The following is a 14,468-nucleotide window of genomic DNA, read 5'->3' on the forward strand; positions in this document are numbered from 1 at the left end:
CATGCGTGCTCTGATTGCCCTGCCGCTGATGCTCGCGGCGAACACTGCGCTGGCACAAGGCTCCGGCCCGCCCGCGCCGACGACGCCGCGCATCGCAAAGGTGACCGCGGCGGAAGGCGTGTCGAAGAGCGCACCCGTCAACGGCGTGCTCGTCCTCTACGGCAACGAGCGTTGCCCGACCAACGCGAACAACGAGGAAATCGTCGTCTGCGTCCGCCGCTCCGCCGAGGAGCAGTTCCGTATCCCCAAAGAACTCCGCAATTTCGAGGTGACGCCCGAGAATGCGAGTTGGGCGGTCAAGGAACAGGCCAATCGCACCGTCGGCAACACTGGTGTCGGCACCTGCTCCGCGGTCGGCGCGGCAGGCGCTACCGGGTGCAACGTGCAGGACCTGTCGGCGTGGAAGCGCGAGCGTCAGGCGGTCAAGAAGGCCGAAACGCCTGACCTGCCGTAAATGCGGGCGCTGCTATCAGCGCTCGATCAGCCGTGCTTCTTCACGCCTCGCACGCGGTGCCAGATGTAGAAGGCGATCAGCGCGACCAGCACCACGCCGATCACTGCATCGGCGCGGTGGAAGAACGCCTTCAACCGCGGATCGCTGTTCCACTGGTTGCCCAGCTTCATGCCGACCCACGCCAGCAGCAGGCAGAACGGCCATGATCCGACGAACGTATAGACGTGGAACGGGATCAGCTTCATCCGTGCGACGCCCGCTGGGAACGCGATAAAGGTGCGGATGACGGGCAGCATCCGCCCGATCAGGATCGCGAAACCGCCCCATTTGTTGAAGAAGCGATCGGCCAGGTCGAGCTCGCCCGGTCCGATCAGCACGTAACGCCCGAACTTTTCCGCCAGCGGCCGGCCGCCGCGCTTGCCGATCTCGTACGCGACGATCGACCCCAGATTGCACCCGATCGCGCCCGCCGTCGCGGCGGCGAACAGCTCGAACCGCCCGGTCGAGACCAGATAACCAGCGAATGGCATGATGATTTCGGAAGGGAGCGGAATGCACGCGCTCTCGATCGCCATCAGCAGCACGATGCCGAAATAGCCCATGCCGGAAATAACGGCGATGGCGAATGCCGCGAGCGTTGCCAGGATCTTCTCGACCATGTTCGCGCGCTTGCGCGAAACGCCGGTCGAAAGGAAGCCGCTTTCGGAACTCTCCTCTCGGAACCGTGCCGTGCAGCAACGGTTCGTCACGGCATGACCAATCTTACCTTGAACGACGGCCGTACGATGCCGCAGCTTGGCCTGGGCACCTACCAGATTCCCGATGCGCAGGTCGCGACGATCGTCCGCGCCGGGCTCGACGCAGGCTTCCGCCTCGTCGACACTGCCGCGATCTACCATAATGAGCGCGGCGTGGGTGAGGGGCTGGTACACGACGACGTGTTCCTGACAACCAAGCTCTGGAACGACCGCCATACCGACGCGGCCGCGGCGCTCGACGAGAGTCTGGCCCTGCTCGGCCGCGACGCGATTGATCTGTACCTTATCCACTGGCCGTGCCCGGCGGCTGACGATTACGTCGATGCGTGGAAGGCGCTGGTCGACCTTCGCGAGGCCGGCAAGGCACGCTCAATTGGCGTGTCGAACTTCATGCCCGAACACCTCGACCGCATTATCGAAGCGACCGGCGTCACGCCCGCGGTCAACCAGATTGAGCTCCACCCGACCTTCCAGCAGCGCGACTGCGCTGCCTACAACGCCGATCACGGGATCGTGACGCAGAGTTGGAGCCCGCTCGGGCAGGGCGAGACGCTCAACGCCGAGCGGATCGTCGGCATCGCGGATCGCATCGGCGCGACCCCGGCGCAGGTCATTATCGCCTGGCACCTGGCGAAAGGCTTCTCGGTCATTCCGAAGACGGGCAACGTCGATCGCCTCGCTAGCAATTTTGCTGCGCGAGAGATAACGCTCTCGGCCGATGACATTGCGGCGATCGACGCGATGGACGACGCTGACGGCCGCATGGGACCAGATCCGGCGAGCGGCTGACGCCGGTTCGGACAGCGACGGCGCCGCATGGGCTTGTGATCCGCTGCGTCGTTCATCCCGTGAGTGCGTGCGCGGCTTTCAGGTCTTCGACGAACTTCGCATATTCACTCTCCTGCGCCGCCTCGTCGGGCAGGCGGAGCAGGTAGCTAGGGTGCACCGTTATCCACGCGGTGCCACCGCCTTCGCCGGGTAACGTCAGCGCCCGGCCGCGCTCGCGCCCGATCGTCATTACCTTGCCGAACAGACTGCGTGCTGCAGTGGCGCCCAGCGCTACTGTCACCTTGGGGCGGAGCAGCATTTGCTCCTGTTCGATCCACCAGCGGCATGCGGTGATCTCGCCCGCGTCGGGCTTGGCGTGGATGCGCCGCTTGCCGCGCGGCTCGAATTTGAAATGCTTCACCGCATTGGTGACGTAGGTTTCATCGCGCGTGATTCCGGCCTCGGCAAGCGCGCGGTTGAATACCTGACCCGCCGGACCGACGAAGGGATGCCCGGCCAGATCCTCCTGATCGCCCGGCTGCTCACCGACGAACATCATCGAAGCCGAAACCGGCCCCTCGCCAAACACCGTCTGCGTCGCATGCTTGTACAGGTGGCAGCGCGTGCAGCTCATCGCTTCCTCGCGCAGCGCCTCCCACGCCGCTTGCGCATTGCCGCCGATGCTGCTGCGTGCCTGCGTGATCATCCCGCTCTCCCGTGCCTGCGCGGTCGCCAGCAGCTCGGGCACGAGCGCGGTTTCCGGCATGTTCTTCCAATATTTGCGCGGCATCTCCTTCAGCATCGCGCCGACCTTGACGCGCGCGGGATTGAAGATGCTGGCGTAATAGGTCTTCCACACGTCCTCGATCGGATCGCCGTCGGGGGCGTCGCCGCGCTGCGCACCCGGTCCTTGCGACAGCGCCGCCCCGTCCCAGTGGAGCGAGACCTCGGGCGTCAGGATCGACCAGCGCATGCTGGCGAAGCGGTTGACGAAGAACGCCGCGTTGGCGCGCACGATGTGATGGTCGGGCTCCCACCACGCGACGAAACGCGCGGCGCCGTCCTCCTCTACCTCGCGAAAGCGCAGGAACGCGCGCATCTTGTGGATGTCGCGTCGCACGTGCTTGGCGAGACCATCGAGCCGGCGCACCAGCGGATCGGCCTGATCCTCCACCAGCCTGGGTTCGCGGCGCAGGCGAAAGAGCGTGGTGTAGAGCAAGGCAAACCGCTCCGGGTCGCTATGCAGCACCGCACTGCGCGCGAGATCAAGGAACGCACGTGACACCTTGAGCGCGGGGGCCGTCGAATCGTGGCGCGGCGCAGGCGCGTCCCCGCCGGCCGCGGCGAACAGGTCGCCGGGCACGTCGCCGACCTGCCACACCACTTCATCGGGCGGGACGCCATCGACGGCCAACCCGCGCGCCGCGTCGCGCCAGGCGTCGAAATCGTCGGGCAAGGGGAGGGTGACCACGCGCATGCCCTCACACAACCCGCAACCGCCCGCACCGGTTGCGGATCGGCGTTCGAGCGGCGGTGACACGCACTTGAGTGGCGCGCTAGTCAGGCTGGATGACAAGCCCAGCGCAGTAACGATCCGTGATTATCGCGCCGGCGACGCACCCGTGATGGCGCGTATCTACTTCATCGCGGTGTACGCGCTGGGCACCCGACGAACCCGATCCCGAATACTTCGTGGCGCGCGCCGTCGATGGACGGCGAACGCTGTCGGCTGTGACAGTGAGGGCGCGGTGATCGGCTTCGACAACGTGGAGGCAAACGGCCATATTGCCCTGCTCTACTGCCATTCCGACGCAGCCGGCACCGGCGTCGCATCAGGAATCGTCGCGGCGCTGATCGACCACGCGCAGGTCGCGGGCATGCCCGATCTGCATGTCGAGGCGAGCAAATTGGCGCGCGGTCTGTTTGAGCGGCACGGCTTCACGTTGGCGCACCGACGCGACTTCTCCCTAAATGGCATGCCGATCGATAATCACCGAATGATACGCTCGCTTTGGTGACGGGTCAGGCCGCGAAAAGCTCAAGCTGCTGCTTCTTGGGTGCGACCAGTGGCTTCAACTCGGCACGATCGGTCAGCGACACCGGGCGCCAGTCGTCGGTGACGATGAACGGCCTGATCTTGGCAATAGAGACGGTCAGTCGCGCCACATCGTCTAGCCGCAGCCGTCGCCAGCGCCGCGAGGCAAGAATGTTCTTCACTGCCTTCGTACCCAGCCCGGGCACGCGCAACAGCGCCTCGCGCGGCGCACGGTTCACGTCGACGGGAAAGTGCTCGCGAAACTTCAGCGCCCAAGCGAGCTTGGGATCAATGTCGAGCGGCAGCATGCCCGTCGCGGCATCGGTCGCGGCGACGACTTCGTGCGGCTGGAACTCGTAAAAGCGCATTAGCCAGTCGGACTGATACAGCCGGTGCTCGCGCATCAGCGGAGGACGCTGCAGCGGCAGGACCGCACTCGCGTCCGGGATGGGGCTGAACGCCGAATAATAGACGCGCCGCAGATTGAAGCGGTCGTACAATTGCGAAGCCTTGCCGACGATATCACCGTCGGTCGCCGCGTCCGCGCCGACGATCATCTGCGTCGACTGACCGGCAGGCGCGAAGCGCGGCGCCGACTTGTACTTGGCCTTCGCGTCGGACAGGTCGGCAATCGACGCCTTGACCCCGCGCATCGCCCCCTCGATCCGCACTTCGTCCTTTTCCGGCGCGAGCCGCTTTAGCCCCGACGAGGTCGGCAGCTCGACGTTGATCGACACGCGATCCGCGTAAAGTCCCGCCTGATGGACCAGCTCGGGGTCGGCATCGGGGATCGTCTTGAGGTGGATGTAGCCGCGGAAATGATGATCCTCGCGCAAGCTGCGCGCGACCTCGACGATCTGCTCCATCGTATAATCGGGCGACGAGATGATGCCCGACGACAGAAATAGCCCCTCAATGTAGTTGCGACGGTAGAAGGACAGCGTGAGGTTCACGACTTCTTGCGCGGTGAAGCGCGCGCGCCGCACGTTCGAACTCTTGCGGTTGATGCAATAATGACAGTCGAAAATGCAGCTGTTGGTCAGCAGAATCTTGAGCAGCGAGATGCAGCGACCATCGGGCGCATAGGCATGGCAGATGCCCATCCCCTCGGTCGAACCAAGCCCCTTACCATCGCGACTGTCGCGCTTCGACGTGCCCGAGGAGGCACATGACGCGTCGTACTTCGCCGCATCGGCCAGGATTGCCAGCTTCTGTTTGACATCGAGCTGCGCCATGCGTTCGATATATGTTCGCGTGACCGAAATGTCGAGCTTGTGCCGTCGCTTGCCGGCCTGCTCGTGCTCGGCCAAGACGTGGCGCGATGCGCGACGTGATCGATCGATGGTCCCCCCGATTGGGGGACGAGGCACCCTATTGGGCGCTCGCGCTCACCTGTCTCGCCGGGCTCGCATTTAAGCTCCACTGCGGGGCGTACTGGCTGGGCACCGAGCAATATACCACCGGCTGCTACAGCGACGCGGTGCCGTTCTGGGGCTTGCGCGGGGTCGCGGCGGGGCAGGTGCCGTATTTTCAGGCGCGGATGGAATATCCCGTGCTCACCGGCGCGCTGATCTGGGTCGAGGGATTGGTCGCGCGCGTGCTGGGGCTCGGGCGACCCGACGCGGCCGACTTTTTGACCGCGGTGTGGCTCGGCAACACCGCTTTCGCCTATCTGATCCTCCACCTGATGCAGCGGGCAGGCGTCGGCCGGTTGCGCCAGTATGCCTGGGCGCTCGCTCCCCCGCTGGTGCTGTACGTCGCGCATAATTGGGATTTGCTCGCCGGCAGCCTCGCGGTTGCGGCGGTGCTCGCGGCATCACGCGGGCAGGACGTACGCGCGACCGCGCTCGCAGCGCTTGGCGGCGCGGCGAAGCTGTTTCCGCTGTTGCTGCTCCCGCTGCTGGGCCTCGCCGCACTGCTGCGGCGAGGAGGTACGATCGGCGCCAACGTTACGCGCGCGGCATCGCTCGTCGCGGTCGCGCTCGCTGCTTGGGGCGCGGTTAACCTGCCGGTCGCGGCGACCGCCTTCACCAACTGGAGCGAGTTCTACGCCTTTTCCAGTCAGCGCAGCGGCACCGCGGCCAGCGTGTGGGAGCTTGCCAATACCTTCAACTGGTACCCGACCGACATTCCGGCGCGCAATCGGCTGGCGCTGATCGCCTTTTTCGTCGGCGCCACCGGAATCGTGCTTGCGGGCTGGCGGCGGCACGCGGCGCATTTGTGGGTACTGTTCACGCCCGTCCTCGCGTGGTTCCTGCTCACCAACAAGGTATGGTCGCCGCAGTTCGACCTGTGGCTGTGGCCGCTCCTGGTCCTGACCGGCACGCGCGCGCGACCGCTCGCACTGTTCCTGCTCGGCGATCTGCTCGCCTATTTCGCCGAGTTCTGGCTCTTCGCCGGGCTGGAGGGAGCGTGGCCCTCCGCCAGCCAGGTCGACGTCGCCACCGCCGCTGCCGTCCGCGGCGTCGCCGTCCTGTGGATCATCTGGGCGGCGGTGCGCGACCCTGCGCCCGCGTGGATCAGCCGCGTTACTCCGCCGCGAGCAGCCGCTCCGCACTCCCCAGGTCGACCGATACCAGCCGGCTGACCCCGCGCTCGATCATCGTCACGCCGAACAGGCGGTGCATGCGGCTCATCGTCACTGCATTGTGCGTGACGACCAGATAGCGCGTCCGCGTCTCGCGCGTCATCCGCTCGAGCAGCGCGCAGAAGCGATCGATATTGGCGTCGTCCAACGGCGCATCGACCTCGTCGAGCACGCAAATCGGTGCCGGGTTGGTCAGGAACAGTCCGAAGATCAGCGCCACCGCGGTCAGCGCCTGCTCACCGCCCGATAGCAAGGTCAGCGATTGCAGCCGCTTGCCCGGCGGCTGCGCCATGATCTCGAGGCCCGCTTCGAGCGGATCGTCCGAGTCGATCAATTCGAGATGGGCTTGGCCGCTGACGCCGTACCCGGCATCGAACAACGTCGCGAAAAGCCGGCGAAAATGCCGGTCGACGGCCTCGAACGCGGCGAGCAGCCGCTCGCGCCCCTCGCGGTTGAGCGTGCCAATTGATCCGCGCAGGCGGTTGACCGCCTGCCCAAGTTCGGCTCGCTCGGCGGCGTTGCCCGCGCCTGACGCTTCCAGCTCGGCCAGTTCCTGCTGGGCAACCAGATTGACCGGGCCGATCCGCTCGCGCTCGCGCGTCAGCCGCTCGTACGCGGTCGCCTCGATCTCTGGCGATCCGACTTCAGCGGGCGCGAAGCCGATCCTCTCAGGCAGTACGGGCGCGGGACATTCGAAACGCTCGCCCGCGCGGCGCCCGAGGTCGACACGGCGCGATTCATGATGGTCGGCGCGCGCGGCAGCGCCCGCACGTCGCTCGCGCGCGACCGACAGCGTCTCGCCCGTCTGCCGCGCATTACTCTCCGCATCGCGCAGCGTCCGCTCGTGGGCCTGCTCGTCCGCGCTGGCCCGCGTCATTTCGGCACGAGCCGCGCCATGTGTCTCAACCGCCTGCTCGACGGCATGGGCAAGCTCTGGCAGCTTTGGCACGATAACGGCGAGCTCGCGCGCGATCTCGCGCTCGCGCTTCGTCATGTCGGCAATCCGCCGCGCGGCGTCGCCCGCGCGCGCCCGCCAGCTCTTGGCATCGCCCAGCATGCCCGCGAGCCGTTCGCGCAGCACTGCCGCCTGCCGCTCGCTCGCCTGCCTCGCCCCGCGTGCGACATCGACCGCCTGTCGCCGCGCTGCATCGTCGCGTCGCAGCGCCGCGATCGTGCTGGCGGTCGCACTCGAATCCGGGAGTTCCGCGACCGCCACCTCGGCGCGCGCCACATCGGTTGCCGCCTCGTCGCGGTCGCGCGCCGCGCGGCGCTCGCGCGCGGCGGCGTCGGCCCGCTGCCCCTCGATCCGCTCGAGCATCGTCTCCGCGCGTGCCTGACCAGCCTGGGCCTCGCGTATGTCAGCCTCCGCCCGCGTGATCGCACTCCGCGCCGCGCGCGCATCGCCCTGCGCGGCAGCAATCGCCCCGTTTACCGAGCGGAGCGATGCCGCCGCCTCGCTTGCTGCCTGTTGCGCCGCCGGCAAGGCCGCCTCGATCGCGGATAGTCGGTTCTGCCGCGTCAGCCGCTCGGCGGCAGCCAAACCACCGCCGGTGACGATCAGGCCATCCCACCGCCGCATCTTGCCGTTCCGCGTCACCAGGCGCTGACCTACCGCGAGCGCCGTGCCGTCGTCCGCCGCGACCACGAACACCTGCGCCAGCCGTCGCGCGAGCACCGCTGGTGCCTCGACGTGCAGGCTCAGCGGTTCGCCACCGGCGGGTGCGACGGGATCATCGCCGCGCCGCTCCGCACCCGCCCAATAGGCAGCGTCGCCGACAGCGAGCCCGATTTCCAGATCGTCGCCCAGCGCCGCGGCTAGGGCGCGCTCGTAACCCGATGCGACCGTCACGCGATCGAGCAACCGCTCGCGTCCGCCGCGCTTGAGTGCGCGTGCGAGGGTTGCTTGCTCCGCCTCAAGCGCCACCTGTTCGGCATGCGTCGACGCGCGTGCCTGTTCGGCGGTATCGCGGTCTGCGAAGGCGGCACGTTCGGCCCCCTCTGCCGCAGTCAATAAGCCGCGCGCTTGCTCGCGGGCCGTGCGCGCAACTGTTTGCGCGCTAATCGCCGCCTCACGCTCGGCCACGACCGGCTCGCTTCGCGCGATCGCGTTCAGCGCCTCGGCCGCCACAGCGCGCTCGTGATCGGCGCGAGCGAGCCGCGCCTGCGCTTGCGTGAGCGCCGCTTGCGCAATCCGCGCCTCCGCCTGCTCGCTCGCCTGAGCCGCGAGCGCCTGCGCCAGCGCGACTTCGGCATCGCGCCCCAGCCGCTCCGCCGCACTCAGCGCCGCCTCCAGTCCGGGCAATCCAGCTTCGGCCTCCGCGGCAGCGCGCTCGAGTGCCTTGGTGTCGCTCCCGAGCGTTGCGAGCGCTGCTGCCGCTTCGTTCGCGAGCGCTCCTTCGCGATCCCGATCCCTCGCAATCGCTGCAGCTGCCTGTTCCAGCTCGGTCCTGCGCCGCTCGGCCGCGGTGGCTTCGCCCCGCAACGCCGCGAGAATGTGCGCGGCCTCGCTGGCATGATCGCGCGCGGCGAGCGTGATGGCGCGCGCCTCCGCTAGCGCCGCGATCGCGGCGTCCTGCGCGGCTGCGGCCGTGTCATGCGCGTCCTGCGCCGCAATAACCGCGGCGTCGGCCATCCGCGCCTCGTCGCGCGCCGAGATCGCGGCCTGATCGGCGTCGCGCCACTGCGCGAAGATGGTCCGCGCCTCCGCCACCCGAATTGCCCCGGATAGCGCGCGATAGCGTTCGGCAGTTCGTGCCTGTCGCCTGAGCGCATTCACGCGCGCGTCGGTATCGGCGATCACCGCGTCGAGCCGCTCCAGGTTCGCCTCGGTCGCGCGCAGCCGCGCCTCCGCGTCGCGACGCCGGACGTGCAGACCCGCGATTCCCGCGGCCTCCTCCAGCATCGCGCGGCGATCAGCGGGCTTGGCGGCGATGACAGCACCGATGCGGTTCTGGCTCACCAGCGCGGGGCTGTGCGCGCCGGTTGCCGCATCGGCGAACAGCAGCTGCACGTCCTTCGCGCGTACGTCGCGCCCATCGATCCGGTAAGCCGAGCCTGCGCCGCGTTCGATTCGCCGCACGACTTCGGTTTCTTCGCCCGCGTCCTGCTCCAGTAGAATCGACACCTCGGCGAAATCACGCGGCGGCCGCGTGGCGGTACCGGCGAAGATCACGTCCTCCATGCCGGCGCCGCGCATCGACCGGGCGGAGTTCTCCCCCATTGTCCAGCGCAGCGCCTCGAGCAGGTTGGACTTGCCGCAGCCGTTCGGGCCGACCACGCCCGTCAGCCCCGGCTCGATCACCAGGTCGGCCGGGTCGACGAAGCTCTTGAACCCCGTCAACCGCAGCCGCTTGATCTGCACGCGCGGACGCTCCCTTTTACGCGCGTGAGGTGGGTGTCAGGCGCCCGCGTTCTTCAACGCGCCCTGGACCCCGTCCCACGTCACGACATTGTCGAGCTTGTTGCCGTTCAGGAAGAACGTCGGCGTTCCCTGCACGCCCTTTTCGGTGCCTGCGTCCATGTACTTGGTCAGCGCCTCGATCTGCTTTTCGTCGGTTAGGCACGCGCGCGCCTGCGCCTCGGGGATCCCGCGCTGCTTGACGAAATCGATGAAGCCCAGCTTCTCGGCCCAGGCGGTGAAGATCTGACCCGGCTTCTTGCCCTGCTGCGCCTGCTGGAACGCGCCCGCATCCTCCATCTTGGGCAGCACGGTCGGCTGTGCCGCAAACATTTCCTCCAGCAACGGGAAGAACGGCTGTGTCCCGCCGCAACGGCCGAGCAACGCGGGCGGGAAATCGGGTGCGCCGTGGACCAGGAACTCGCGGAATTCGTACGAGACCTTTCCGGTTTTTACGTAATTGTCCATCAGCGGGCGCATGCCGGTGTTGGCGAACGCGCCGCACGTCGGGCACAACCGTGAGCCATATTCGACCAGCTTGAGCGGTGCATTCGGGTTGCCCGCGACGAAGCCGCCCTCAGGTGTCTGCGACACCGTCTGCGTCCAATCCTGTCCGGTCGGCGCAGCGGCTGCCTTGACCGAGCCGGCGGGTGCGCTTGGCGCGTCGTTGCTGCCGCTGCAGCCGGTCATCAGCGCCAGCGCGCCGGCGAGAAGTGCGATACGCTTCATGATCAACTCCGCTTCTTATTTCGCGCCGGCCGCGCGCAGCATCGGCTGCAATTGCGCCCAGGTCACCGTCTGGATCAACTTGCCGTTCAGGATGAACGCGGGCGTGCCCGCCGCCACCTCGGTCGATTGCGACACCTTGAGCGCAGCGTTCAGCGCAGTCTCGTTGGCGAAGCACGCGTCGATTGCCGCCGGAGCGACGCCCGCCTTCCGCGCGATCGCCGTCAGCCCGGCCCCGTCCGCCAGCGCGCGCAGCTGCGCGGTCTGCGGGTAGCTCGCGATCCGCGCGGCGTTGGCGCCGTCCCACTCGATCGCGCGGGTGATCCAGTCCTGCTGTCGGGCAAGGAACGCCGCATGCACTGCTGGAAAGGCCTTCGGTCCCGCGCACCGGGCCAGCGTCGCGGCGGCAAGATCGGTCTTGTCGTGCAGCTGGTTGCGCACTTCGACCGCGAGCGTGCCCGAGCGGACCATCGCCTTGATGCTAGGCTCCGACTCGGCGGCGAAATGCGCGCAGTGCGGGCAGGTGTAGCTCAGGATCTCGACCAGCCGCACCTTGGCCTTGGGATTGCCGATCAGATAGCTACCGGTCGCGACCGGAGCTGCCACCGCGGTCCACGGTCGCGGGGCCGCGCCGGCGGGCGCGGCGGCAAACATCGTTGCGGCGAGCAGGGGCAGGAGCGTCTTCATGTCGGCCGTTTTCACTTGATCTGGGGCAGGCTGGGATGGTTGGCGACGCCGGAAGCAAGCGCCTCCAGCACCGCCTTCAGCTCGGGGTCGGCGATCGTCTTCAAACTGGCGCCGAGTTCGCTGGGTGCGGGCGCGAGTTCGGGCATCACGCGGCGCGGCGCGCGCTTGGTGATCTCGCCTTGGCGGATCGCAATCCGCGCTACCGCCTGATAGCCGAAGAAGCGGTTCACCCGCTCGGTGATCTCGGGCAGCACGTGCTGCATCATCACCGCGTGCGCGCCACGGCACGTCAGCGTCAGCGTGCCGTCCTGCTTCTTTCCCATTGGAAAGCGGATCGATTCAGGTGAGCTGACCGCCGCGAGCCGCTCGCCGACGATCTCGGGCCAGCGTGACACCACCGCCGATTGCACGAAGCCGAAGCGTCGGAACGCCGCACCACCGATTGCGGGCAGCAGTTCTGACACGGCGCGTGACCGGTTCTGACGCTCGGGCGGGGGCAGGGGGGCGCGTGGGCGCTTGCTCATCCGCCCGCCCATGCCATAGCGGACCCGTGGACGCCAAGGATTCGATCGCGCCGTTGCTGAGCAAGCCCGCCGATCCGAGCGCCGTGGCGCCCGCGCTGCTCGACTGGTACGACCGTCACCGCCGCGACCTGCCGTGGCGCGCGAAGCCCGGCGAGGCGCCTGATCCGTACCGCGTGTGGCTGTCGGAGGTGATGCTGCAGCAGACGACGGTCGCCACGGTCCGCCCGCGATTTGTCGCGTGGACGCGGCGCTGGCCGACCTTCGCCGATCTTGCCGCCGCTGACGAGGCCGACGTGATGGCTGCCTGGGCCGGGCTCGGCTATTATGCGCGCGCCCGCAATCTGCTCGCCGCCGCGCGCGTGATCGCGACGGAGCACGGCGGGGCGCTGCCGCGGACGGAGGATGCGCTGCGACGCTTGCCGGGTTTCGGCGCCTACACCGCTGCCGCGGTCGCCGCGATCGCGTTCGGGGAGCGCGCGGTGGTGGTCGACGCCAATGTCGAGCGCGTCGTCGCGCGACTGTTCGCGATCTCCACGCCACTGCCCGCCGCGCGGCCGGCGATCCGCGCCGCCACCGACCACATCACGCCCGAGCAGCGCGCCGGCGACTTCGCGCAGGCGATGATGGATCTGGGGCAGGCGGTCTGCACCGTGCGCCGTCCCAAATGTCTGCTGTGCCCATTGAACGCGCACTGCGCCGCTCAGGCGAGCGGTGAGCCCGAGCGTTTTCCGGTCAAGAAGCCGAAGGCTGAGCGTCCGCACCGGCACGGTATGATATTCTGGCTGACGCGAGAAGGCGTGAGTGGCCGCGAGGTGCTGCTCGTCCGCCGCCCCGACAAGGGGCTGCTCGGCGGCATGCGCGCGCTGCCGACCGGGCCGTGGGAAGAGGAGCAACCCGGCCTCACGGGTGCACCCATCCAAACCGACTGGCGCTCGCTCAACGCAGGCGTCAGCCACGGCTTCACCCACTTCACGCTCGATCTTGCGCTGGTAACGGGCGAGGCGCATGGCACGGTCGAAACCACCGGCGAATGGTGGTCGATCGCATCGCTGGACAAGGCCGGTCTGCCGACCGTCTTCGCCAAGGCGGCGCGTGCGGCGATGGGGATGGAGGCAGGGTGATGCTGGTTCGTTGGTCACGTGGACGCCGTGCGGGAATGGTCGCGAGCGGCGCGGCATTGGCGCTCGTCGCCGGGCTGACGGTGGCGCGCGAGGCGGCATCGCAGGCGAACCCTCGTCCGGCGGCTCCGTCGCGCCAGTCGGCCATGCCGCGTCCGCGCATACCGGTACCGAACGGAGAAACACTCGGGCGTATCTTCCTGCCCGACACGCAAGGCTTGTTCGACCGTATCGTCGCTGACGGTCGCGCGCCCGGCATCGCGGGCGCCTTCGGGCACGGCGACGGTCCGACGCTCTACCTGTCGGCCGGCCGGATCGCCACCGACGCTGGCGCCCCTGCCGCCGGCCCCGACAGCCTGTGGCGCGTTTATTCGATGACGAAACCGATCACTGGCATGGCTGCGATGCTGCTGGTGCAGGACGGACGCATCAAGCTCGACGATCCCGTCTCCAAATACATTCCGGCATTCGCGAAGATGCGGGTGCTGACCAATCCCGACACTTCGCTCGACACGGTGCCCGCGGTACGTCCGATCACCATCCGCATGCTGCTGACCCATTCGGCGGGGCTGAGCTACAACATCCTCGCCAAGGGACCGCTGCTGAAAGAGACCGAGCGGCTGGGCGTCGTGCCCGCGCAGGTCAATGCCGAGGTCGAGCGCGAGGCGCGGCGCACCCGCCCCACCAGCCTGCAGGCATTCGCCGAGCGCGCCGCGCAACTGCCGCTGATCGCACAGCCGGGTACGAAGTGGAGCTACTCGATCGGGCTCGACGTGATGGGCGCCGTGATCGAGCGCGCGAGCGGCATGTCGTTCGAACGCTTCGTGCAGACGCGGCTGCTCACCCCGCTTCGCATGACCTCGACCGGGTGGCAGGTTCCCGCTGGCGAGCGCGCACGCTTCGCCACGCTCTATGTCGCCGCCGCCGGGCGGCTGATGCCGTTCGATCCCGCCTCGACTTCGCCCTATCTCGAACGTCCCAGCTTTCCCTACGGCGGCGCGGGGCTGGTGTCGTCGGCGCGCGATTATGACCGTTTCCTGCACATGATCCAGGACGGCGGAACGCTCGACGGGGTCGAGGTGATGAAGCCGGAGACGGTACGCCTCGCGACCTCCAACCTGCTGCCCGCGGGCGTGAGCTTCACCGGCTATAATCCCGGTACGCAGCCCGGCGCAGGGTTCGGCGCGGGGGGGTACGTGCAGCTGGAAGACGCGCCCGGCGGCGCACCGCGCGGCACCTATGCGTGGAGCGGTGCGGCCAACACGATCGCGTTCGTCAATCCGTTGCAGCGGACGCGCGGTACCGCGATGACCAACATCTTCCCGCCCGGCAGCCTCGATCTCGCCAAGCAGGTCGGTGAGGCACTTCGACGCGATGCCGAACGACGCGCCGAACAGCAGGGCCGGCGGTGACA

The 14,468-nt window shown here is 68.1% G+C and carries 13 protein-coding genes; 6 read left to right on the top strand and 7 right to left on the bottom strand.

What is annotated here, in order from left to right; genetic code table 11:
- Position 1: 1 nt before the first annotated feature.
- On the top strand, positions 2-454 hold the full coding sequence (locus QZ847_RS08280; protein WP_294355312.1) for a hypothetical protein: 453 nt from the start codon (positions 2-4) through the stop codon (positions 452-454).
- Positions 455-480: 26 nt separating this feature from the next.
- Here the strand turns inward: QZ847_RS08280 and QZ847_RS08285 are convergent, their stop codons facing one another.
- Positions 481-1,113 (bottom strand): DedA family protein, encoded by a 633-nt coding sequence (locus tag QZ847_RS08285; RefSeq protein ID WP_294355315.1) that lies wholly within the window; start codon positions 1,111-1,113, stop codon positions 481-483.
- A 93-nt stretch (positions 1,114-1,206) separates the two neighbouring features.
- Here QZ847_RS08285 and QZ847_RS08290 point away from each other — a divergent pair, with 93 nt between their 5' ends.
- Positions 1,207-2,001, top strand: a complete 795-nt coding sequence (locus QZ847_RS08290) for an aldo/keto reductase (protein WP_294355317.1) — start codon at positions 1,207-1,209, stop codon at positions 1,999-2,001.
- 52 nt (positions 2,002-2,053) lie between these two features.
- Here QZ847_RS08290 and QZ847_RS08295 read toward each other — a convergent pair whose 3' ends face one another.
- Positions 2,054-3,457 carry a UdgX family uracil-DNA binding protein gene (locus QZ847_RS08295; RefSeq protein WP_294355320.1) on the bottom strand — a complete coding sequence of 468 codons (1,404 nt, stop codon included), beginning with the start codon at positions 3,455-3,457 and terminating at the stop codon, positions 2,054-2,056.
- 148 nt (positions 3,458-3,605) lie between these two features.
- Here QZ847_RS08295 and QZ847_RS08300 point away from each other — a divergent pair, with 148 nt between their 5' ends.
- Positions 3,606-3,998 (top strand): GNAT family N-acetyltransferase, encoded by a 393-nt coding sequence (locus tag QZ847_RS08300; RefSeq protein ID WP_294355323.1) that lies wholly within the window; start codon positions 3,606-3,608, stop codon positions 3,996-3,998.
- Between the two features lie 4 nt (positions 3,999-4,002).
- Here the strand turns inward: QZ847_RS08300 and QZ847_RS08305 are convergent, their stop codons facing one another.
- Entirely contained in the window at positions 4,003-5,250 is a 1,248-nt protein-coding gene (locus QZ847_RS08305) for a putative DNA modification/repair radical SAM protein (protein ID WP_294355385.1), read from the bottom strand.
- An 86-nt stretch (positions 5,251-5,336) separates the two neighbouring features.
- Here QZ847_RS08305 and QZ847_RS08310 point away from each other — a divergent pair, with 86 nt between their 5' ends.
- Complete coding sequence (locus QZ847_RS08310) at positions 5,337-6,602, top strand: hypothetical protein (RefSeq protein WP_294355324.1); 1,266 nt, start codon at positions 5,337-5,339, stop codon at positions 6,600-6,602.
- On the opposite strand, the gene QZ847_RS08315 is transcribed toward QZ847_RS08310, so the two are convergent.
- The 4 genes from QZ847_RS08315 to QZ847_RS08330 are packed head-to-tail and all read right to left on the bottom strand — an operon-like array spanning position 6,544 to position 11,936.
- Positions 6,544-9,963 carry an AAA family ATPase gene (locus QZ847_RS08315; protein ID WP_294355327.1) on the bottom strand — a complete coding sequence of 1,140 codons (3,420 nt, stop codon included), beginning with the start codon at positions 9,961-9,963 and terminating at the stop codon, positions 6,544-6,546. The two genes, QZ847_RS08310 and QZ847_RS08315, sit on opposite strands and share 59 nt — an antisense overlap.
- A gap of 36 nt (positions 9,964-9,999) precedes the next feature.
- Positions 10,000-10,728 carry a thioredoxin domain-containing protein gene (locus QZ847_RS08320; RefSeq protein WP_294355330.1) on the bottom strand — a complete coding sequence of 243 codons (729 nt, stop codon included), beginning with the start codon at positions 10,726-10,728 and terminating at the stop codon, positions 10,000-10,002.
- Between the two features lie 15 nt (positions 10,729-10,743).
- A complete protein-coding gene (locus tag QZ847_RS08325; RefSeq protein WP_294355333.1) occupies positions 10,744-11,412 on the bottom strand; it encodes a thioredoxin domain-containing protein in 669 nt (222 codons plus the stop codon).
- Between the two features lie 11 nt (positions 11,413-11,423).
- Complete coding sequence (locus QZ847_RS08330; RefSeq protein ID WP_294355336.1) at positions 11,424-11,936, bottom strand: DciA family protein; 513 nt, start codon at positions 11,934-11,936, stop codon at positions 11,424-11,426.
- A 56-nt stretch (positions 11,937-11,992) separates the two neighbouring features.
- On the opposite strand from QZ847_RS08330, the gene QZ847_RS08335 reads away from it, so the two are divergent.
- Positions 11,993-13,057, top strand: coding sequence for an A/G-specific adenine glycosylase (locus QZ847_RS08335; RefSeq protein ID WP_294355388.1), 1,065 nt, complete (start codon positions 11,993-11,995; stop codon positions 13,055-13,057).
- On the top strand, positions 13,057-14,466 hold the full coding sequence (locus QZ847_RS08340; protein WP_294355337.1) for a serine hydrolase: 1,410 nt from the start codon (positions 13,057-13,059) through the stop codon (positions 14,464-14,466). The genes QZ847_RS08335 and QZ847_RS08340 overlap by 1 nt, the downstream gene beginning before the upstream one ends.
- The last annotated feature ends 2 nt before the right edge of the window (positions 14,467-14,468 follow it).

The organism is uncultured Sphingomonas sp. (assembly GCF_913778135.1).
Taxonomy (GTDB): Bacteria; Pseudomonadota; Alphaproteobacteria; order Sphingomonadales; family Sphingomonadaceae; genus Sphingomonas.